Annotated in this window: 24 protein-coding genes; 11 read left to right on the forward strand and 13 right to left on the reverse strand. The window is 63.7% G+C overall.

The annotated features are described in order from the left end of the window. Window positions 1–148 precede the first annotated feature (148 nt). The 3 genes from ispH to rnhA are packed head-to-tail and all read left to right on the forward strand — an operon-like array spanning window position 149 to window position 2,621. On the forward strand, window positions 149–1,150 hold the full coding sequence (gene ispH / locus K6M89_RS07670) for a 4-hydroxy-3-methylbut-2-enyl diphosphate reductase (RefSeq protein ID WP_183839731.1): 1,002 nt from the start codon (window positions 149–151) through the stop codon (window positions 1,148–1,150). A gap of 53 nt (window positions 1,151–1,203) precedes the next feature. Beyond that, window positions 1,204–2,169, forward strand: coding sequence for a homoserine kinase (locus K6M89_RS07675; RefSeq protein WP_222138987.1), 966 nt, complete (start codon window positions 1,204–1,206; stop codon window positions 2,167–2,169). Beyond that, on the forward strand, window positions 2,166–2,621 hold the full coding sequence (gene rnhA, locus K6M89_RS07680; RefSeq protein WP_010032196.1) for a ribonuclease HI: 456 nt from the start codon (window positions 2,166–2,168) through the stop codon (window positions 2,619–2,621). Before K6M89_RS07675 ends, rnhA begins: the two co-directional genes overlap by 4 nt. Window positions 2,622–2,903: 282 nt before the next feature. Here the strand turns inward: rnhA and K6M89_RS07685 are convergent, their stop codons facing one another. The 3 genes from K6M89_RS07685 to K6M89_RS07695 form a co-directional block, all read right to left on the reverse strand. Then, the gene (locus K6M89_RS07685) at window positions 2,904–3,980 is read right to left on the reverse strand and encodes a zinc-binding metallopeptidase family protein (protein WP_222138988.1); all 1,077 of its coding nucleotides are present in this window, start codon (window positions 3,978–3,980) and stop codon (window positions 2,904–2,906) included. A gap of 89 nt (window positions 3,981–4,069) precedes the next feature. Then, on the reverse strand, window positions 4,070–4,261 hold the full coding sequence (locus K6M89_RS07690) for a CsbD family protein (protein ID WP_064686221.1): 192 nt from the start codon (window positions 4,259–4,261) through the stop codon (window positions 4,070–4,072). Between the two features lie 106 nt (window positions 4,262–4,367). Beyond that, window positions 4,368–4,973, reverse strand: a complete 606-nt coding sequence (locus tag K6M89_RS07695; RefSeq protein ID WP_097579946.1) for a YqgE/AlgH family protein — start codon at window positions 4,971–4,973, stop codon at window positions 4,368–4,370. Between the two features lie 140 nt (window positions 4,974–5,113). On the opposite strand from K6M89_RS07695, the gene K6M89_RS07700 reads away from it, so the two are divergent. From K6M89_RS07700 to K6M89_RS07720, 6 genes are all read left to right on the forward strand, one after another. Further along, entirely contained in the window at window positions 5,114–5,956 is an 843-nt protein-coding gene (locus K6M89_RS07700; protein ID WP_222138989.1) for a protein-disulfide reductase DsbD domain-containing protein, read from the forward strand. A gap of 83 nt (window positions 5,957–6,039) precedes the next feature. Next, complete coding sequence (locus tag K6M89_RS07705) at window positions 6,040–6,525, forward strand: peroxiredoxin (protein WP_222138990.1); 486 nt, start codon at window positions 6,040–6,042, stop codon at window positions 6,523–6,525. A gap of 392 nt (window positions 6,526–6,917) precedes the next feature. Beyond that, the gene (locus K6M89_RS31480) at window positions 6,918–7,046 is read left to right on the forward strand and encodes a hypothetical protein (protein WP_281428468.1); all 129 of its coding nucleotides are present in this window, start codon (window positions 6,918–6,920) and stop codon (window positions 7,044–7,046) included. Then, on the forward strand, window positions 7,043–7,792 hold the full coding sequence (locus K6M89_RS07710) for a metal ABC transporter ATP-binding protein (protein WP_222138991.1): 750 nt from the start codon (window positions 7,043–7,045) through the stop codon (window positions 7,790–7,792). Before K6M89_RS31480 ends, K6M89_RS07710 begins: the two co-directional genes overlap by 4 nt. Next, on the forward strand, window positions 7,789–8,661 hold the full coding sequence (locus K6M89_RS07715) for a metal ABC transporter permease (RefSeq protein WP_222138992.1): 873 nt from the start codon (window positions 7,789–7,791) through the stop codon (window positions 8,659–8,661). The genes K6M89_RS07710 and K6M89_RS07715 overlap by 4 nt, the downstream gene beginning before the upstream one ends. Window positions 8,662–8,677: 16 nt before the next feature. After that, a complete protein-coding gene (locus K6M89_RS07720) occupies window positions 8,678–9,580 on the forward strand; it encodes a metal ABC transporter solute-binding protein, Zn/Mn family (RefSeq protein WP_222138993.1) in 903 nt (300 codons plus the stop codon). 59 nt (window positions 9,581–9,639) lie between these two features. Here K6M89_RS07720 and modA read toward each other — a convergent pair whose 3' ends face one another. From modA to thrC, 7 genes are all read right to left on the reverse strand, one after another. Continuing rightward, window positions 9,640–10,344, reverse strand: a complete 705-nt coding sequence (gene modA, locus K6M89_RS07725; RefSeq protein ID WP_222138994.1) for a molybdate ABC transporter substrate-binding protein — start codon at window positions 10,342–10,344, stop codon at window positions 9,640–9,642. A 24-nt stretch (window positions 10,345–10,368) separates the two neighbouring features. Then, window positions 10,369–10,677, reverse strand: a complete 309-nt coding sequence (locus tag K6M89_RS07730; RefSeq protein ID WP_222138995.1) for a Dabb family protein — start codon at window positions 10,675–10,677, stop codon at window positions 10,369–10,371. Between the two features lie 96 nt (window positions 10,678–10,773). Beyond that, window positions 10,774–11,193, reverse strand: coding sequence for a hypothetical protein (locus tag K6M89_RS07735; RefSeq protein WP_222138996.1), 420 nt, complete (start codon window positions 11,191–11,193; stop codon window positions 10,774–10,776). Between the two features lie 120 nt (window positions 11,194–11,313). Beyond that, window positions 11,314–14,226, reverse strand: coding sequence for a sensor domain-containing phosphodiesterase (locus K6M89_RS07740; protein WP_222138997.1), 2,913 nt, complete (start codon window positions 14,224–14,226; stop codon window positions 11,314–11,316). Further along, window positions 14,223–14,837 (reverse strand): GNAT family N-acetyltransferase, encoded by a 615-nt coding sequence (locus K6M89_RS07745; RefSeq protein ID WP_222138998.1) that lies wholly within the window; start codon window positions 14,835–14,837, stop codon window positions 14,223–14,225. Before K6M89_RS07745 ends, K6M89_RS07740 begins: the two co-directional genes overlap by 4 nt. Window positions 14,838–14,865: 28 nt before the next feature. Next, the gene (locus K6M89_RS07750; RefSeq protein ID WP_222138999.1) at window positions 14,866–16,164 is read right to left on the reverse strand and encodes a M16 family metallopeptidase; all 1,299 of its coding nucleotides are present in this window, start codon (window positions 16,162–16,164) and stop codon (window positions 14,866–14,868) included. A gap of 3 nt (window positions 16,165–16,167) precedes the next feature. Continuing rightward, complete coding sequence (gene thrC, locus K6M89_RS07755) at window positions 16,168–17,592, reverse strand: threonine synthase (protein ID WP_222139000.1); 1,425 nt, start codon at window positions 17,590–17,592, stop codon at window positions 16,168–16,170. A gap of 2 nt (window positions 17,593–17,594) precedes the next feature. Here thrC and K6M89_RS07760 point away from each other — a divergent pair, with 2 nt between their 5' ends. Together K6M89_RS07760 and K6M89_RS07765 are read left to right on the forward strand one after the other, a co-directional pair. Continuing rightward, window positions 17,595–17,798: a hypothetical protein gene (locus K6M89_RS07760; RefSeq protein WP_222139001.1), complete on the forward strand. Its 204-nt coding sequence runs from the start codon at window positions 17,595–17,597 to the stop codon at window positions 17,796–17,798. Window positions 17,799–17,854: 56 nt separating this feature from the next. Continuing rightward, window positions 17,855–18,502 (forward strand): hypothetical protein, encoded by a 648-nt coding sequence (locus K6M89_RS07765; protein WP_170964760.1) that lies wholly within the window; start codon window positions 17,855–17,857, stop codon window positions 18,500–18,502. A 550-nt stretch (window positions 18,503–19,052) separates the two neighbouring features. On the opposite strand, the gene K6M89_RS07770 is transcribed toward K6M89_RS07765, so the two are convergent. The 3 genes from K6M89_RS07770 to K6M89_RS30945 form a co-directional block, all read right to left on the reverse strand. After that, window positions 19,053–19,742 carry an HAD family hydrolase gene (locus K6M89_RS07770; protein WP_222139002.1) on the reverse strand — a complete coding sequence of 230 codons (690 nt, stop codon included), beginning with the start codon at window positions 19,740–19,742 and terminating at the stop codon, window positions 19,053–19,055. A gap of 193 nt (window positions 19,743–19,935) precedes the next feature. Further along, complete coding sequence (locus tag K6M89_RS07775; RefSeq protein ID WP_222139003.1) at window positions 19,936–20,382, reverse strand: hypothetical protein; 447 nt, start codon at window positions 20,380–20,382, stop codon at window positions 19,936–19,938. 9 nt (window positions 20,383–20,391) lie between these two features. Beyond that, window positions 20,392–20,736 (reverse strand): hypothetical protein, encoded by a 345-nt coding sequence (locus K6M89_RS30945; protein WP_246642352.1) that lies wholly within the window; start codon window positions 20,734–20,736, stop codon window positions 20,392–20,394. Between the last annotated feature and the right edge of the window lie 16 nt (window positions 20,737–20,752).

Consider the following 20,752-nt stretch of genomic DNA (forward strand, 5'->3'; position numbering starts at 1 on the left):
ATTCCTGTGCTCGTCACAGGAATCCAATGCGCCCAAGTCATTGGGCGCGAAGGTGGACTTGGATGTTGACGGCCATTCACCGCGCCGACGCGCCGTGGCTGGATTCCTGTGACGGGCACAGGAATGAGGAATGCGTGACGGAACAGACATGAATATTGCGGCGAAACCTCCCTTGACGATCAGGCTCTGCGGGCCGCGCGGCTTCTGCGCCGGCGTCGACCGCGCCATCCAGATCGTCGTGCTGGCGCTGAAATCCTATGGCGCGCCGGTCTATGTGCGCCACGAGATCGTCCACAATCGTTATGTCGTCGAGGGGCTGGAGGCCAAGGGCGCCGTCTTCGTCGAGGAGCTGGACGAGATCCCGGCCGAGCATCGCGCCCAGCCGGTCGTCTTCTCCGCCCATGGCGTGCCGAAATCCGTGCCGGAGGATGCGGTAAGCCGCAATCTATTCTATCTCGACGCCACCTGTCCGCTGGTTTCCAAGGTCCACAAGCAGGCGATGCGCCACAACCGCCTCGGCCGCCACGTCGTCCTGATCGGCCATGCCGGCCACCCCGAAGTGATCGGCACCATGGGCCAGCTGCCGGAGGGATCGGTCTCGCTGATCGAGACGATCGAGGATGCCGACGCCTATGCGCCCGCCGACCCGGACAATCTCGGCTATGTCACCCAGACGACGCTCTCGGTCGATGATACGGCCGGCGTCATCGCCCGCCTGCACGAGCGTTTTCCCAATCTGACCGCGCCGGCCGCCGATTCGATCTGTTATGCGACGACCAACCGCCAGGAAGTGGTGAAGCAGGCGGCCCCCGGCTGCGATCTCTTCATCATCGTCGGCGCGCCGAATTCCTCCAATTCCAAGCGCCTCGTCGAAGTGGCGCTGCGTGCAGGGGCGAAGAAATCGATTCTCGTGCAGCGCGCCGCCGAACTCGACTGGGACGAGATCGGCGCGATCTCGACGCTCGGCCTTTCCGCCGGCGCCTCCGCCCCCGAGGTCATCGTCAACGAGATCATCGAGGCGTTCCGCGCCCGCTTCGACGCCCGCGTCGAACTCGCCGAAACGGTGCAGGAAACCGAGAATTTCCTGGTCAACCGCGAATTGCGCAGCATCGAGCTGACGGCGGCCGACATGGCCTTCGTCAACGGCTAGGCCGTCATCGCGGCCCCGGCCATCCATCATCCATAAACAAGACGAGACCTCACTTGGCAGTCTATACCGATATCGCCGAAGACGATCTGAAGTGGTTCCTGACCGAATATGACGTGGGAAGCCTGCTCTCCTACAAGGGCATCGCCGAAGGCGTGGAAAATTCCAATTTCCTGCTGCACACCTCCAAGGAACCGCTGATCCTGACGCTCTATGAGAAGCGCGTGGAAAAGAGCGACCTGCCGTTCTTCCTCGGCCTGATGCAGCATCTTGCCGCCCGCGGCCTTTCCTGCCCGCTGCCGCTGCCGCGCCGCGACGGCGCGCTGCTCGGCTCGCTCTCCGGCCGCCCGGCGGCGCTGATTTCCTTCCTCGAAGGCATGTGGCTGCGAAAGCCGGAGGCGAAACATTGCCGCGAGGTCGGCCGGGCGCTCGCCCAAATGCATGTGGCGGGTGCCGGTTTCGAGCTGAAGCGCCCGAACGCGCTGTCGCTCGATGGCTGGCGGACGCTGTGGGAAAAGTCCGAGGCGCGCGCCGATGAGGTCGAGCCCGGCCTGCAGAATGAGATCCGCGGCGAACTCGATTTCCTCGCCGCCGCCTGGCCGAAAAACCTGCCGGCCGGCGTCATCCATGCCGACCTCTTTCCCGACAACGTCTTCTTCCTCGGCGATGAGCTCTCCGGCCTGATCGATTTCTATTTCGCCTGCAACGACCTGCTCGCCTATGACGTTTCGATCTGCCTGAATGCTTGGTGCTTCGAAAAGGATGGCGCCTACAACATCACCAAGGGCACGGCGATGCTCGAGGGTTACCAGAGCGTGCGCCCCTTGAGCGGCGAAGAGATCGCCGCTTTGCCGGTGCTGTCGCGTGGGTCCGCGCTGCGTTTCTTCCTGACGCGGCTCTATGATTGGCTGACGACGCCCGAGGGCGCCATGGTCACCAAGAAGGACCCGCTCGAATATCTGCGCAAGCTGCGCTTCCACCGCCAGATCGGCTCGGCCGCCGAATACGGATTGAGCCTATGAAACACGTCGATATCTTCACCGACGGGGCATGCTCCGGCAATCCCGGCCCCGGCGGCTGGGGCGCCGTGCTGCGTTATGGCGACGTCGAAAAGGAGCTTTGCGGCGGCGAGGCGGACACGACCAACAACCGCATGGAACTGCTGGCGGCGATCTCCGCCCTGCAGGCGCTGAAGACCCCTTGCGAGGTCGATCTCTATACCGACAGCGCCTACGTCAAAGACGGCATCTCCAAATGGATTTTCGGCTGGAAGAAAAACGGCTGGAAGACATCGGACAAGAAGCCGGTGAAGAACGCCGAACTCTGGCAGGCGCTGGAGGAAGCTCGCAACCGCCACAAGGTGACGCTGCACTGGGTCAAGGGCCACGCCGGTCACCCGGAAAACGAACGCGCCGATGAACTTGCGCGCCGGGGTATGGAGCCGTTCAAGAAGGGCAAGGCGGTTTCGTTTTAGGGTGCGGTTTTGCCGTCGCGCACCTATCCCTATCATTGCGCTCGCGGCGTGATGTGCCCGTCGGACCAACCCAATCTCCGTCATGCTCGGGCTTGACCCGAGCATCCACGCCGACACCCACCAGCCGGAACATGGATCCTCGGCTCAAGGCCGAGGATGACGGAGTGTGTAGTGGCGTTGCAGCCAATTCGTCGCGGAAGTCCGACAAAGAGCGGAGGCGGATACCCACTTGCTCCCTCATCCTATGAGGTCCACAAACGTGGATCGGAGAGGCTTTGCATCTCACTGCTGCCGCGTCACCGCGGCCCCCTGGATCAGCCGGTGCAGATATTCGAGCTTGGCCACCACGGGTGAAGACAGCACGAAGGGGTAGGCGTCGGGCTGGCCCATGCTGCGCTGGATGGCGTTGATCGCCAGGCTGAGCGGCACCCAGGCGCTGACCAGCTGCTCGGCGCTTTTTGCCCTGTAAGGGATGAAATCCACCTCGCCGGCGATTTCTTCGTGGCCGCGCGGATCGATGGCGATGCCGAAGGCGCGCGCCGTCTCCAGCGTGTCGACGATATGGAGGTAATGGGCGAAGCATTCGGCGAAATCCTCCCAGGGGTGGGAGGCCGCATAGGCGCTGATGAAATTGTTTTGCCATCCCAGAGGCGCGCCGCGGGCATAGTGCTGTTGCAGTGCGGCCGCATAATCCTGCCGTTCGTCGCCGAAGACGGCGCGGAAGTCCGAAAGGCCGTCGCGGTCGCGCACCAGCTTGTTCCAGATGAAATGGCCGGCCTCGTGGCGGAAATGGCCAAGCAGCGTGCGATAGGGCTCGTTCATCGAGCTGCGCGCCTGTTCGCGCGTCGCATCGTCGGCTTCCGCCGCCCGGATGGTGATCAGGCCTTCCTCGTGGCCGGTCATAGCCGGCACGACATAGCCGTTATCCTGCAGCGAATCCTCGAGGAAATCGAAGACCAGCCCGCCTTGCGGATCTTGCGCCCGGTCGGGATGCGGCAGCTTCCAGCGCAACAGCGAATAGAACAGATGGCGCTGCGCCTGGCCGATGCGCCGCCACCGGCCGATCCCGTCCTCGGTATCGGTGTTGGGCACCAGCCGGTTGTGGCGGCAGGCGGCGCAGAACTCGCTGTCGCCGTCGCCCTCCACCAGCCAGTTGCAGATGTCGAGGCCGGCATTGGCGCAGAAGCGCACCTGCCGGTCGGGATCGGCAACGAACTGCCAGCCCGTCTCGCCGCGCGGCTCCAGCGCATGCATGGCGAGATCGCCGGACCGGAAACCGAGGCGATGATTGCAGCGCACGCAGTGGCGGTTGTCGAAATGGACGACCTGATCGCAATTGTCGCAGGCAAAAAGTTTCATCGTATTGATCTCGGCAAAGCGGGGGCGGATTAAAAATGCCCGCCGCGCGAAGCGCAGCAGGCATGGTTCATCAAGGATGCGCTTGTGGTTCAGAGCCGGTCGACGGCGCCCTTGAGCTTGTCCTTGACCTTGCCGGTTGCGACCTGTCCCTTGCCTTTGGCTTCCTGGACGGCGCCCTTGGCCTGCATGTCGCGATTGCCGGTGGCCTTGCCGACGGCCTGTTTAGTCTTGCCGGCAATTTCGTTGGTCTTGCCTGAAATCTTGTCGCTGGTGCTACCCATAGGTGATGTCTCCTTGGTCGGCGTCGGACCTCTCGTCCGCGCCGGAAGAAAACGTCACTTGCGGCTATTCGTTCCAGCGCGCGGTCAAGACCGCCGCCGCGAGATGTCAGGCGTGTCCGGCCTCGGCCGAAAGCATGGCGGCGGTCACGCCCATGCCGGCGAGCGCCCGCTCGTATTTGTCCTCGAGGCTGCGGTCGAAGATCAGCTCCTCATTGGCCGGGCAGGTGAGCCAGCCATTGTTGGCGACCTCGTTTTCGAGCTGGCCGGCGCCCCAGGAGGAATAACCGAGCAGCATCGTCGCCCGCTTTGGCCCGGCGCCCTTGGAGATGGCGCGCACGATGTCGAGCGTCGCCGTCAGGCAGATGTCATCGCTGACCGGGATCGAGGAGTCGCTGGAATAATCGTCCGAATGCAGCACGAAGCCGCGGCCGCTTTCCACCGGACCGCCGGTCTGGATCGGGAAGTCGCGGGCGCGCTGCGGCAGCACGATCGGCTCTTCCTGCTTGATCATGTCGAGATGCAGCAGCACATCGGTGAAGGTGAGGCTCTGCGGCCGGTTGATGACGAAGCCCATGGCGCCGGCATCCGAATGCGCGCAGATGTAAATCACGGTGCGCGCAAAATTGCGGTCTTCCATGCCCGGCATGGCGATGAGGAACTGGCCATCGAAGAAGCCACGTTCCCGTCTGTTCTTCAGCGTCGATAAGGACATTGTTCCTCCTGCTGCCAGACCGCACCAAGGCCCCGACAAGAGAAGGATGGGCCAATGTCACCAATCAATCAACTGAAAATGAAGATTATGTGGCCGGCGCTTCTGGCGGCCAAAGGGCACTTTCGGTAAACCTTTGTTCCATGATGACTATTTCTTTGGCACCGCGCCGGCTTTTCATGGCGGCCATTTCGCTGGTCGCAGCCTTCGCCCCGTTTTGTTCCGCGCAGGCGGAAATGAGCGCCTGGGCCGAGGCCGAGGGCGGCCGCATGCGCCTCGTGGCGCTGGCGCCCGATGCCGGCGGCAAAATCCGCGCCGGCCTGCAGATCGAGCCGAAAGCCGGCTGGATCACCTATTGGCGCGAGCCCGGCAGCAGCGGCATCCCGCCTCACGTCACCATCGCCCCGAAAAGCGGCGTGGCGCTCGATGCCATCGGCTATCCCGTTCCCAAGCATTTTTTCAAGGGCGGGATCGAGGATATCGCCTATGACGCGCCGGTGACACTGCCATTGTCGCTGACGGCATCAGGCAAAGGCCCGGTCGCGATCGACGCGACTGTTTTCATCGGCATCTGCAAGGACATCTGCATCCCCTTCCAGGCGAATTTGGCGGTGAAGCTCGGCCCGGCCAAGCAGTCGCAGCCGGAGGAAGAGGCGATCCTCGCGGCCGCCGATGCGGCCTTGCCGAAGCCGCCTTCGGCCGATTTCAAGGTCGCGGCGCATGCCATGTCGTCCGACAGGAAGGCGCTGTCCCTGACGCTCACCCTGCCGGGCGGGGGGAGCGGCGGCGCGCCCGATATCATCGTCACCGGCCCGAGCGGCTATGCTTTCACCAAGCAGGTCGGCGGCAAACGCGACGGCGCAGCCTTCAAGACGGATATTGCAATCGGCAAGCTGCCGAAGGATTATGACCTATCCGGCAAGCGCTGGAGCGTGCTTGTCATCGATGGGGACAAGGCGATGGAGACCACGCTTGCCTTTGACTGACCGGCACTTATAGTCGCCCCATTCCCGGCGGCGCCCGCCGCCGGCCCGAACCCCAAGAAGCCCGAACCCCGAGGAGAAAACCCATGACCATCGCGATCGGCGACAAGCTTCCGGCCGCCACTTTCAAGGAAAAGACCGGCGACGGCCCGGTCGAAATCACCACCGATCAGCTCTTCGCCGGCAAGCGCGTCCTGCTCTTTGCCGTGCCGGGCGCCTTCACGCCCACCTGCTCGCTGAACCATCTGCCGGGTTACCTCGAAAACCGCGACACCATCCTCGCCAAGGGCGTCGACGACATCGCCGTTCTCGCCGTCAACGATTGGCACGTCATGGGCGCCTGGGCGCAATCCTCCGGCGGCTTCGGCAAGATCCACTTCCTCGCCGATTGGGACGCCGGTTTCACCAAGGCCGTCGGCCTGGAAGCCGACCTCTCCGCCGGCGGCCTCGGCCTACGCTCCAAGCGCTATTCGATGCTGGTGGAAGATGGCGTCGTGAAGGCCCTCAACGTCGAGGAAAGCCCCGGCCAGGCAACCGTCTCGGGCGCGGCGGCGATGCTGGAATTGCTGTGAGTTTTCATGACTGAATGATGCGGGCTGCTTGATGGACACTCGACCTGATCCATTGCGCCGACGCTGAGTTTGGCGGACACCGTGCCCCCAAACTCCGTCATCCCAGGCCCTGAGCCTGGGATCCATGGTCGGTGCTGACAGAGGCCAGCCTGGGTCCTCGGGTCAAGCCCGAGGACGACGGAGGGGGGGTAACTCTGTGGCAAATCAAGCGATGGTGAAACAGCCGTTTCGTTCCGCTTCCTGCCAATGGCCCTCCTAAAACTCCGTCATTCCAGGCCTTGAGCCTGGAATCCACCGACCACCCTGTGACAAGAAGGCCTGACATTCCGCCTCAATCTCGCCGCAATCGTTATAACATAACACGTAATGTTATTACATTGTCAGGACGAGCCATGCACCCGAATCCCGATCGCCCCTCCATCAGCCTTATGGGGCAATCGGCCTTATCCCGGGTGATCGGCATCTCGCTGGTCATTGCCGCGCTCTGGCTTGCCATTCACTGGGCGGTTCTCCTGCCATGACGCTGTTGATCCGTCTCGCTGATCTCACGGTGGCCTATGACAGACACCCCGCCGTCCATCATGTCTCCGGCGCTTTTGCGCCGGGCAGTCTGACGGCGATTGCCGGGCCGAATGGGGCGGGCAAATCGACGCTGCTGAAGGCGATCATGGGCGAGCTTCGTCCCGCCGAGGGCAGGGTCGAGCATCGGTTGGGGCGGGCGGAATTCGGCTATCTCCCGCAGGCGGCCGAGATCGATCGGCGTTTCCCGATCTCGGTTATCGACACCGTCATGCTCGGCGCCTGGAAAAGCAGGGGAGCCTTCGGCCGCGTGGCACCCACCGAAGTCAAAAAGGCGGGCGAGGCACTTGCCGCTGTCGGCCTTGACGGTTTCGGCAGGCGCCATGTCGGCTCGCTCTCGGCCGGCCAGTTCCAGCGCGTGCTCTTTGCCCGCCTGCTCTTGCAGGATGCCGGCGTGATCCTGCTCGACGAGCCGTTTACGGCAATCGATGCCCGCACGACCAGGGATCTCCTCGATATCGTTTCCCGCTGGCATGGGGAGGGCCGTACCGTCATCGCCGTGCTGCATGATTTCGAGCTCGTCCGGACGCATTTTCCCGAAACCCTGCTGCTCGCCCGCGAACTGGTGGGATGGGGCCCGACCGCTGACGTCATGTCGTCCGCCAATCTCATGAAGGCTCGCGCCATGGCCGAGCGCTGGGATGAGGATGCGGCGGCCTGCGCCCCCGAACAGGCGCCGGCGGCATGACGGCTTACGATCTCTTCCTGGCGCCCTTTGCCGATTTCGGTTTCATGCGCCGCGCTCTTGTCGCCTGCCTCTGCCTCGGGCTGGGCTCGGGGCCGATCGGCGTCTTCCTGATGCTGCGGCGCATGAGCCTGATGGGCGACGCCATGAGCCATGCCGTGCTGCCGGGGGCGGCGATCGGTTATCTCGTCGCCGGCTCGCTGTCGCTGACGGCGATGGGGCTCGGCGGCCTTGTCGCCGGCCTGTCGGTGGCGCTGCTGTCCGGCGCCGTCAGCCGCATGACGGTGCTGCGCGAGGATGCGAGCTTTGCCAGCTTCTATCTCGCCTCGCTGGCGCTCGGCGTGCTGATCGTCTCGCTGCGCGGCTCGAATATCGATCTGCTGCATGTGCTCTTCGGCACCATCCTGGCGATCGATGCCTCGGCGCTTTATCTCATCGGCGCGATCACCTCTCTGACCCTCGTCATCCTCGCCTTCATCTACCGGCCGCTGGTGGCCGAATGTTTCGATCCCGGCTTCCTGCGCGCCGTCGGCGGCCGCGGGCCGGTCTATCACCTCCTCTTCCTGCTGCTCGTGGTGCTGAACCTCGTCGCCAGCTTCCAGGCGCTCGGCACGCTGATGGCGGTCGGCCTGATGATGCTGCCGGCGGCCATCGCCCAGCTCTGGTCGCGCAGCTTGGCCGTGATGATGCTGATTGCGACCGCCAGTGCGGCCGCCTCCGGCTATCTCGGGCTGATCGCTTCCTACCACCTCGAGCTCGCCTCCGGCCCGACGATCATCATGACGGCGGCGCTGATCTACGCCTTTTCAATCCTCTTCGCGCCCTCCGGCATCGCCCGGCGCTTCTTTCCCCGCCCGCATCTGAAGGGCTGATTTCAAGGAGACTTCGATGATATCGCGCAGACTGCTTCTCTCCGCCGCCGCACTTTCCGCGCTGATGGCGCTGTCGGCCGCCCCCGCTTCGGCCGAAACGCTGAAAGTCGTGGCGTCCTTCACCGTGCTTGCCGATGTCGTCAAACAGGTCGGCGGCGACCATGTTCACGTGACAAGCCTCGTCGGGCCGAACGGCGACCCCCATGAATTCGAGCCGTCGCCGGCCGACGCGAAGAATTTGAAGGCGGCCGAAGTCACTTTCGTCAGCGGCGAAGGGCTGGAAGGCTGGATGGACCGGCTGATCACCGCCTCGGGCTACAAGGGCAAGCCGGTGACGGTTTCCGATGGCATCGCCACCCGCACCATGGAAGAGGACGGCAAGACCATCACCGATCCGCATGTCTGGAACAGCCCCGTCAACGTCAAGGTCTGGGTCGCCAATATCGAAAAGGCGCTGTCATCGGCCGATCCCGCCGACGCCGCCGCCTTCAAGGCCAATGCCGAAAAATATACCCAGAAGCTGGATGAGCTGAACGCCTACGCCCATTCGAAATTCGACGCGATCGCCGAGGACCGCCGCAAGGTGCTGACCAGCCACGACGCCTTCGGCTATTTCGGCCGCGAATACAAGGTGAGCTTCCTGGCACCGCTTGGCCTCTCCACCGAGAGCGAAGCCTCGGCCGCCGCCGTCGCCAAGCTGATCGAACAGATTAGGAGCGAGCACGTGAAGGCCTATTTCTTCGAAAATTCCAACGATCCGCGCCTGGTCAAGCAGGTCGCCAACGCAACGGGTGCGAAACCCGGCGGCGAGCTCTATGTCGAATCCCTCTCCGACGCCAAGGGACCGGCGCCGACCTATGAGAAAATGTTCCGCTACAATGTCGACCAACTCGCCGCCGCCATGGCGAAATCGAGCTGACAGTCGATCGGATAGTGAAAGCATGATGCCGAGATCCGCTTCGGCGTCATGCTCCCCTGTCAAATAGACTTGTGGCGTCGCTCGACGCCCTTGGCCGCCAGGACCTCATCCGCGGCTGCCGATACCAGAAATTCCGAAAGCTGCCTGGTGGCTTCCGCGTCGCTGGAATCGGCGCCGATGCCCACGTCAAAGTCGATGTAACTTTGAAGCTCTGCCGGAAACCGGCCGACAAGCATGACGTCGGGCGCGGCAGCGAGAATTGAGGTCACGGGGACGACGGCCAACTCGGCCTCCCCACGGCCGACGGCCGATGCCGTCTGCCCTCCTGGCGCGGCGACGAGCCTGGGCTTTACCTCATCCGCTATTCCCAGCCGATCCAGCAGGCTGGAAAAATAGCCGCCGCTGGTTCCGTCACTTGCATAGGCGATCGATTTCGCGTCCTTCAATGCTCGCTTGAACGCTTCTGTCGAGCCGATGTCGAGTGGTCGGCTGCCGGCCTTGGCTGCCACCCCCATCCCGATTCTGCCGAACGCCCTCTGGCTCCCCGCCTCAACCTTTCCCGAGGCGGCCAGCGCCTCAACCATATCAGCGTTGATGATGACGAGGTCGAAAGGCTCGCCGGCCTCGATCTGCTTCTTGACCGTGGGATTGACCTCCCATTTGGCCGCAACAGTCAAACCTGTGGCCCTCTCGAACTGAGGGATGAGAGCAAGGACGGCGGGTCGGACCGCGATCGCGCCAAAGAGCCGGATTTCCTGTTTCATGGCCCCAGCCGTCCCAAATGCGCCTCAAATATTGAGATCGAAGACCAGGATGCCGGCGAGGCCTCCGTCCGTCGAGGAGACGATGCGCTCGCCGACTGCCACATGTTCGGGATGGATGAGATAGGCATCCCGGGCTTCGGCGCTTTCGAAGGTGACGGCAAAGCCGTCGACGAAGCCGCCATGCAGCCCCTCGGGCGAGACATTCGGCCCGTATTTGATATCCTCGATGCCGGGAATGACCTGTTTCAGCGCGACGATCGCGGCAAATAGCGCCTGCTTGTCGTCGATCGTCATCGCGGTCTTCAGCCGCAGGAACACGCAGTGCAGGATCATCAGTGGTCCTCCCGATTGTTGTTGCCGGCAGAATAGCGGCGAAAGCCGGGAGGGCAATCAGATTTATCGTCACCCGGACGCTGCCGTCCGGTGAGGTTACATCTGGTCGCTTTCAACAGGTGCGCGATTGTAGAGCTTGCGGATGAGCTCGCCGGACAAAGCGCGGGCTTCATCCTTCTGCGCCGGTGTCATCGGCCGGCAGGTGTTTCTGAGGTTGGAGCGGTCGAGCACCGTCACTGTACCAGAATTGACAATGACGAGGTACCAGCTGCAGGAGGCGACCCTGTCGATGGCGACAGCACCGTGGCAGCCGGTGGACAGGCAGAAGGCCACGGTCTGCTGGGCGACGTGATCGCCCTTCTGCGCCAGCGCCAGCGATTTCTTGAACTCCGCCGTCCATCGCTCGCAATGGGGCTTGCCCGGCACGCAGGCCTTGGTGGCGGGATAGAGGTCGGTCGCCTGCGCCGGCGAGACGAACAGTGCGCCGACCGAAAGAGCGAGCAGAAATTTGAGCATGGAATTGTCCTTATGCGATAGGAAAGAGGCGCACATCGCCGGTCGTTGGTCAATCACCAATCGTGGGTGAGAGGCGCGCCGCGCAGGCGGGAAAACCGGCTAAGCCCGGTTCGCCTGCGCTCAGGCCCTTTTTGTCAGCGGAAACCGGTCGCGCAGCAGCCGCAACACCGATTCCGACGGGATCGGCGGCCCGAACAGATAGCTCTGTCCGTAGCTGCAGCCCATCTTGGCGAGCTCGATCGCATCCTCGTTGGATTCGATGCCTTCGGCCACCACCTTCATCTCCAGCTCGCGCGCCATTGCTATGACCGAGCGGAGCACGGTCGCCTTCTTGTCATTGTTGTCGCGCACCAGCGCCTTGTCGAGCTTGATCGTGTCGAAGGGGAAGCGGGTGAGATAGGCGAGCGACGAATAGCCGGTGCCGAAATCGTCGAGCGCCAGGCCAATGCCGGCTTCCTTCAGCTTCTGCAGCACCAGGCGGGCTTGTTCCGGATTTTCCATCACCATGGATTCCGTCAGTTCCAGCTTGAGCCGCGAGGGTGCGCAATGGGTCTTGGCGAGAACCGAACGCACGTCGTCATAGAGCTCGTTGTTGAGCAGCTGCACGCTCGACAGATTGATCGACACGAAGATCGGCAATTCGCCGGTCTGGTTCTGCCAGCTCATCAGGTCGTTGGTCGCCTGTTCCAGCGCGAACATGCCGAGCGGGCCGATGAGATCGGAGGCCTCGGCGATCGGGATGAATTCGGAGGGCGGGATATTGCCGCGCTTGGGATGCTCCCAGCGCATCAGCGCTTCGAAGCCGGCGATCTCGACATCCTCCAGCCGGGCGATCGGCTGGTAGACCATCGACAATTCCTTGCGCTCGATCGCGCGGCGCAGATCGGTTTCGAGCTGCAGGCGGTCGGTGCCGAAGTCGCGGAAGGCCGGCTGGAACGGCTCGACGCGGTTGCCGCCGGCGCGTTTTGCCCGGTACATGGCAAGCTCGGCGTCGCTGAGCAGGCCGCTGGCGCTCTCCTGCCGGTCCACCCAGGAGGCGAGCCCGATCGAGGCCGTCAGGATGATCTCGCGACTGGAGAAGTTGATCGGCACCATGATCGCCTTGCTGATCGCATCGGCGAAATCGGCGACCTTGGCCGGATTGTGCTCGGACACCAGGATGAGGCCGAACTGGTCGCCGGCCAGCCGCGCCAGCGTGTCCTGCGGCTTCATCAGCCGGCGCAGGCGCCGGGTCAGCGCGATGAGGATGTTGTCGCCGGCCGCAACGCCGAGCGCATCATTGACCAGCTTGTAGCGGTCGATGTCGATCACCATCACCGTCGGGCGCAGCGTGTCGCCGCCCGGCGCCAGCGCCAGCACCGATTGCAGCCGGTCGAGGAAGACCTGCCGGTTCGGCAGGCCGGTGAGATTGTCGTGCAGCGCATCATGCAGCAGCCGCTCGACGGAATTCTTCTGCTCGGTGACATCGACGATCGTGCCGACGCAGCGGATGATCTCGCCATTGGAGCCGAGCACCGGCCGGGCGCGGATCAGCAGCCAGTGGAAATGCCCGTCCTCGGCGCGGATGCGGAATTCGTGATTGAGCCGGCCGCGCCGGTGTTCGAGCAGCACGTCGAGCGTGGCGCGGAAGCGGTCGCGGTCATCGGGGTGCAGCCGCGGCAGCCAGTTGCGCGCCGCCCCATGCATGGCGCCGGGGGAAAGGCCGAGCTTGACCGAGACGTCGGGAATGGTGACGACGCGGTCGCGCGCCACGTCCCAGTCCCACACCATGTCGCCGGAGCCGGTCAGCGCCAGCGATTGCCTCTCGAGATCGGAAAACAGCCCTTGCTGGAAGGCGCCGCCGGCAAAGGCGTGCTGCATGACGGTGAAGCCGATCAGGAGCACGATCAGCACCAGGCCGCCGCCGAGTGCCGGCTGGATGATGTCATTGTCGAGCCGGCCGGTGACGGTCAGCCACGCCCCGAACAGCCAGACGAGCGTCAGCGCCCAGGCCGGCACCAGGAGGATGGCGCGGTCGTAGCGGTTGAAGCCGAGATAGATGATCAAAAGCAGGCCGGTCGCCGCCGTCAGCGCGAAGGACAGCCTGGCGATGCCGGCGGCAATCGACGGATCGTAGATCGCCACGCCGAAGAGCAGGGCAAGGCCGAGCACCCAGGCAAGCGTGGCGTAACCGAGATGCGCATGCCAGCGATTGAGGTTCAGATAGGTGAAGAGGAAGATGACGAAACTCGAGGCGAGCGCCACTTCCGCGCAGGCGCGCCATATTCGCTGATCGGCCGAGGCGACGCTGATCAGCTTGCCGAGAAAGCCGAAGTCGACGCAGATATAGCCGAGCACCGCCCAGGCCAGCGCTGCCGTCGCCGGCAGCATCGAGGTGCCCTTGACGACGAAGAGGATGGTGAGAAACACGGCAAGCAGGCCGGCAATGCCGAGCACGATGCCGCGATAGAGCGTGAAGGCGTTGATCGTATCCTTGTAGGCGTTCGGCTCCCAGAGATAGATCTGCGGCAGCTCCGGCGTCGACAATTCCGCGACGAAGGTGATGACGGCGCCGGGGTTCAGCGTGATGCGAAAGACGTCGGCCTCGTCGCTCGGCTGCCGGTCGAGCGCAAAGCCTTCGCTCGGCGTGATCGCCATGATGCGCTGCGAGCCGAGATCCGGCCAGAAGAGCTTGGAATTGACCAGGCGGAAATGCGGCGCGACGATGACGCGCTCCAACTGTTCCTCCGAGACGTTGGCAAGCGCGAATACCGCCCAGTCGCCCTGGTGATTCTCCGAGCTCGCCCGGACCTCGATGCGCCGACGGATGCCGTCGGCGCCGGCGGCGGTCGACACCTGGAAGGCCTCGCCCTGGTTGGCGTAGATCTCGGTCGTCGCGGTGAGATCGAGCGCGGTATCGTCACGGGAAATCTTCACCGGTTCGGCCGCGTGGGCCACGCCCGCCATCAGGGCGAAGGCCGCCAGGAAAAGGGCTGCGATCACCGCGATCACTCGTCCGGACGGTGACTTGGGCAGCATGCGGTTTCTTGTCATCGGCTGTCGGTTTTCCTGCCTTTGTCCGTATCAGTGGCGAGCCGCGAAAACATCACGTGGTCGTGCCACTGACCGTTGATCTTCAAATATCCGCGCAGATAGCCTTCCCGCTGAAACCCGGCCTTCTCAAGCAGACGTATGCTGCGCGCGTTATCTGGAATACAGGCTGCTTCAATACGGTGCAACTCAAGCCCGGAGAAGATGTAAGGAATAACCAATTGAAGAGCGGCGAACATATGCCCCTGGCCGGCGTAGCGCTCGCCCATCCAGTAGCCGATCATGCAGCTCTGGGCCGCACCGCGCCTGATATAGCCGATGGTGATGCCGCCGACCAGGGCGCGGTTTTGCTTGAGGAAAATGAACAGCGGGATCGCCTGGCCCGAGGCATATTCCTGCTTGCCGCGGATGACGCGGGCGCGGTAGGCGCCCTCCGTCAGCTCGTCGCGCCTCCAGGTCGGCTCCCAGGGTTCGAGGAACTTGCGGCTTTCGGAGCGCAGCCGGTGCCACTGGTTGAAATCCTGATAGCGCGGCAGGCGCAGGAGATATCTGTCGTTTTCCAGCTCGACTGCATCCGGCTGCCGCGACAGGAACCGAAACACCGATTTTGGCATCGATCACTCCCGGCAGACGGACGGCGGCTCAAAGGCTTGCCTGCATCGTCTTCGGCGCCGGGACCGAAAGCGAGGCTTTGATGTCTTCCATCGGTGCGAGCTGTTCCAGCGGCCCGATCGCCGACAGCGTCGGCACCGTGTCGAAGAACAGTCGGCCGGCGAGATCGGTCAGCCGCTCGATGGTGATGCCCTCCAGCCGTTCCATCATCTCCGGATTGGAGATCGGCCTGCCGTAGAGCATCATCTGCCTTGCGATCTGGCCGGCGCGGGCGGCCGGGCTCTCCTGGCCCATCAGCAGCTGGGCGCGGATCTGGGCGCGGGCGCGCTCGATTTCCTTCTGGTGGATCTCATTGGCGGACTTGTGCAGTTCGTCGATGATCACAGGCACCAGCTCCGGCAGATTTTCGCCGCCGGTCGCCGCATGAATGCCGAAGATGCCGGTGTCGGAAAAACCCCAGTGAAAGGCATAGACCGAATAACAGAGGCCGCGGAATTCGCGCACTTCCTGGAACAGCCGCGAGGACATGCCGCCGCCGAGGATATTGGCGAGGATCTGCGAGCAGTAGAAATCGCGGGCGTGATAGGGCTTGCCTTCGAAGCCGAGCAGGATCTGCGCATCCATCAGGTCGCGCGGTTCGCGCACGCTGCCGCCGACATAACGCGCCGCTTCCATGACCGGCGGGGCGGATGGCGAAGTCGGCAGGCTGGCGAAGCGATCCTCGACCATGCGCAGAAATTCTTGATGATCGACGGCGCCGGTCGCCACCACGAACATGCGGTCGGTCGTATAGTTGCGGCCGAGATAGGTGCGGATCTGCTGCGGCGTGAAGGAAACGACGGTCTGCGGCGTGCCGAGGATGGCCCTGCCGATCGTCTGGTCGCGATAGGCGGCCTCCGAGAACTTGTCGAACACCACGTCGTCGGGCGTGTCGTTGGCGGCGTTGATCTCCTGCAGGATCACCTGCTTCTCGCGCTCCAGCTCCTCCTCCTCGAAGGCCGATTCCGTCAGGATGTCGGCGAGGATGTCGACGGCGAGCGGCACATGGTCCTTCAGAACGCGGGCGTAATAGGAGGTCGTTTCGGTCGAGGTGGCGGCGTTGACCTCGCCGCCGACATCCTCGATCTCCTCGGCGATCTCACGGGCCGAGCGGCGCGCCGTGCCCTTGAAGGCCATGTGTTCGAGCAGGTGGGCGATGCCGTGCTCGTCTGCCGTCTCGTTACGCGATCCCGATTTGATCCACACGCCGAGCGCGACGCTTTCCAGGTGCGGCATGGTTTCTGTGACTACTGTCAGCCCGGATTTCAGCCGGGTGCACTCAACTGTCATTGGCTATCTTTCTGCGCCTGCCGTCGTCTTGCCACGGGCGTGTTCGCCGATAAAGGTTTGTACGGCTTTCAGCTCCGGTTCGATGATCTGGAAACGCTCCTCCCTGTGCATCAGATCAGCAAGCCACGTCGGAAGCGCCGGGTCAATACCGCAGGCCGATTTTACGGCGGCCGGGAATTTCGCCGGATGTGCGGTCGAAAGCGTCACCATCGGCGTATTCGGCTTCTCCTTCTTGGCGGCGACGAAGACGCCGATCGCCGAATGCGGATCGAGGAGATAGCCGGTTTCCGCCTGGGTCTTGCGGATCGTCTCGGCCACCTGGCTCTCGCTGGCGCGCCCGGCGCGGAAGTCGCGACGGATCGCCTTCAGCGCTTGCCCGCCGATCTCGAAGCCGCCCGATTGCCTGAGGCTTTCCATCGCCGCGCGCACCTTCGAGGCGTCGCGCCCATAGGCTTCGAACAGCAGCCGTTCGAAATTCGAGGAGATCTGGATGTCCATCGACGGCGAGCTCGTCGCCTTGACCGCCTTCATGTCGTAGCGGCCGGTCTTCAGCGTGCGTGTCAGAATGTCATTCTCATTGGTGGCGATGACAAGCCGGTCGATCGGCAGGCCCATGCGCCTGGCGCAGTAGCCGGCGAAGATATCGCCGAAATTGCCGGTCGGCACCGTGAACGAGATCTTCCGGTCCGGTCCGCCGAGCGCCACGGCGGTGGTGAAATAATAGACGATCTGGGCCATGATGCGCGCCCAGTTGATCGAGTTGACGCCCGACAGGCTGACCCTGTCGCGGAACGCCGCGTCGTTGAACATCGCCTTGACCAGATTCTGGCAATCGTCGAAATTGCCTTCGACGGCGAGCGCATGCACGTTGGCGGCGGTCGAGGTCGTCATCTGCCGCTGCTGCACCGGCGAAACCTTGCCATGCGGGAAGAGGATGAAGATATCGGTGCGCTCGCGGCCGGCAAACGCGTCGATCGCCGCACCGCCGGTATCGCCCGAGGTGGCGCCGACGATCGTCGCCCGCTCGCCGCGCTTTTCCAGCGCATAATCCATCAGCCGGGCGAGCAGCTGCATCGCCACGTCCTTGAAGGCGAGCGTCGTGCCGTGGAAGAGTTCCATGACGAAGCTGTTCGGCCCGGTCTGGACGAGCGGCGCGATCGCCGGATGGCGGAAGGTGGCGTAGGCCTCGTCGATCATCGCCCGGAAGGTCGCCGCGGGGATCTCACCATTGGTGAAGGGCGACAGGATGGTGAAGGCGATCTCCTGATAGGTCTTGCCTCTCAGCGCGCGGATCTCTTTCTTCGAAAACTGCGGCCACTCCCGGGGAACATAGAGCCCGCCATCGCGCGCCAATCCCGTCAAAAGGGCGTCGCAAAAACCGAGGGCAGGGGCCTCGCCGCGGGTCGAGATATAGTCCACGTTGGTCATCCTTGATCTATCGCTGGAAGAAATTTGGCCGGGCCGAGCCGTGGCCCGCTCCGCCGGAAACCGGCAAGGGGCTGCCCTCAGGCCATACCATTGCCGTTATCTTGTTGAAGTTGCCCGCATCCGGCGGCGAAAAGTGCATCAAAACGGCGCGTACCCAATCGATTTTTGTTTGCGCCGCTGATATAGACCATCGCAAACCGTCGTGAAAGGCCTCGCGAAAAAGACTGGGGCCTCCAAGAAACGCTTGTGCAAAGGGTGGAACATAGTGCTCGGCAAGGTCTCGCGTCTCATCATCTCCACGTCTTTCGTTGCCCTGCTTGCCGGCTGCAACTCGCTCGGCATCGGCGGCGACAGCAAGCCTGAGGCGGCGCCGACCCAGCCGAACGGCAATGCCCAGATCATGCCGCTGGCGCCGGCCAACCCCTCCTCGAACAACCCCTCGATCGGCACGGCCACGACGGCCCAGGGCGCCGTCGCCCCCGTCGTCCAGGGCGCCTGCCCGCAGATCTTCCTGCGTGACCAGGATGCGATCTTCCGCACCTATGCCAAGGGCAAGAAGGACGACCCGCAGCAGATCGTCTTCCAGGCCTCCTTCGGCGATTACACCCGCCAATGCACGCTGAACGACACGGCCCTGACGATGACGGTTGTTGCCCAGCTGCGCCTCATCACCGGCCCGGCCGGCAATCCCGGCCCGGTGACGCTGCCTGTCCGCGTCACCATCCTCGATGGCGAGACCGTGCTCTATTCCGAGGTCACCAAGTTCCCGACCGAAATCCCGGCGGGCGCACCGGGCACGCAGGTCATCTTCCGCAAGGAAGGCATCCAGATGCCGGTCGGCGCCGGCGCGCTGGTGCGCGTCAATATCGGCTTCGACACCCAGCCGGCGAAGACGAAGAAGAGCAGCTGATTATTTCGGCAACCTGCGGTCTGGCGCGCCGGCGCGATGCCTCCGCAGCCGCGACGGACCGATGGCAAAAAAAGCGGCGGCGCTCAAGCTCGGCCGCCGGTGCGTTTGGCGAGAACCCCCACCCCACATTCCGTCATCCCAGGGCTTGACCCTGGGATCCACAGCCAAGCACCCGCCTTCCACTCCTCTGAAGTGCGACGCCATTGCTGTTCAGTGCCAGCCGCATGGATCCCAGGGTCAAGCCCTGGGATGACGGAGGAGAGGTGGGTGCCGGGGGGAGAAGAGTGGCGCGGGATGACTGTGGCGAGATGGTGCCCGGATCATGGACAACAGGTGTTGGCTCATAAGCGCCGCCGGTGCAATGGCGCGGCGGCGAACAAGGGAGCACACGCTGCGTCACCGGTGCGTTTGGCGAGAACCCCAACCCCACACTCCGTCATCCCAGGGCTTGACCCAGGGATCCCCAGCCACGCATTCGGCTGTCCCTGACAGGTGGGTCCCGTGCCATTCAGGCGCTGCCCGCAGCATGGCTCGCCGCGGGTCTGCGGCCTTAAAGCACGCCTTCCCAAGCAGCCAGGGCGGCAACCACGCCCGGCAGGTCGTTCATGCGGGAGATCACCGTCTCGGCGCCGGCATCGGTCAGCTTGTCGGCATGGGCGGGGTAGCTGTGGGAGGCGCCGGTAAAGCCGATGACGCGCATGCCGGCGGCGCGCGCCGCATGCACGCCGTGCACGGAATCCTCGACGACGACAGTCCTGTCGGGCGAGACACCCATCCGGCTTGCGCCGTGCAGGAAGATGTCGGGCTTCGGCTTGACGCGGTCGAGACCGAGATCCTTGGCGGAGAAGATGTTGGGCGCAAACAGCGGCTTCAGACCCACCTTGGTGAGCATCATGTCGAGCCGCTTCGTGCTCGAATTCGAGCAGATGCAGCGCTTCATCGGCAGCCGGGAGACGGCGAATTCGACGCCCGGTATGGCCTTGACGTCATTCGCCAGCCTGACGTCGAGCACTTGCTCCGACTTATCAAGCAGCGAGGCCGAAAGCGGGATGCTCGCCTCGCGCTCGATCTGCAACAGGATATTGTGCCATGTCATGCCGGCGAAGCGCTCGCCCATTTCCTCGGCGCCGATCGGATATCCGGCTTCCGTCAACAGCGCGGATTCCACTTCCGCGGCGATGATTTCGGAATCGACGAGAACGCCGTCGCAATCGAAGATGATGAGATCGAAGCCGTCCATATATTCACGCCTTGCTGGAAATCTGGGTCTTATCAGGGGATGCTGCGGCTTTACACGATGGCAGGCCAAAGCTCAACCTGATCTCCAGCATGGCTGCGATGCGGCAGGCGACCGGCTGCATGGCCGCTTGCGGGTGATGCGATCGCTGAAGGGCAGGGCCCGCCACCATTCATGCATGGCGAGCCCTGGCTGACTACTGTTGTTCCGGCAGGATGATCTTGTTGCTGGTGGTACTCTTGACCGGCTTCTCGCCCGGGACATGCGACATGGTGCGGGTCGTGCTCTGCAGCGTGTCGCCATCGGTGCTGGTCTTGGTGCGGGACTTGCTGAACGTTCCCTGATCGACCGCCTGGGCCTTGGTCTGCGCCTTGAGCTTGTCGCCATTGTCGTTGACATGCGTCTTGCTCTGCGCCTTGCCGTCGGTGGTGGCCGCACTTCCGCCCGATCCGATCGAGGATGTCGTGCCGCCGTCGGTCTGGCAGGCGCCGGCCGTTCCGACCGAGCTGGCGGATGTGCCGCCGGCCGAAGCGCTTCCGCCCGTTCCGACCGTTCCGGCGGCATTGCATTCCTCTGCAAAAGCGGCCGGGCTCGCCGCGAGCAGCGCGATGGACGCGGCTGCGATGAGGTTGATAGGTTTCATAGCCGTCTCCTATTTCGTGGGCTTGGTGACGGAACAGGTTCCGTCCGAACGTTTCGTGATCACGGTGCCGTCAGGCCTGGTGATGCTTGCGGTGGAAAAGCTGTCGACGCTTCCGGATCCGGCCGAGGAGCTGGCGGAAGCGGATGATGAAGAGGAGCCGGCCGAGCCGCTCCCGGTCGTGGTCGATGACGAGACGTGCCCGTTGCCCGCCGTCACGGTAGTGGATGTACCCCCCGCCTGGGACTGGACGATCGTGCAGGTCGTTCCGTCGTCGAGCTTGATCTCCTCCGACATTGTCTGCCCGGCGATCAGGACCAGCGAAGTGGTAAGTGCGATTGTGGAAAACTTGGTCATTGGTTTTCTCCAAGGA

This window comes from Rhizobium croatiense (genome assembly GCF_019793465.1).
Taxonomy (GTDB): domain Bacteria; phylum Pseudomonadota; class Alphaproteobacteria; order Rhizobiales; family Rhizobiaceae; genus Rhizobium; species Rhizobium croatiense.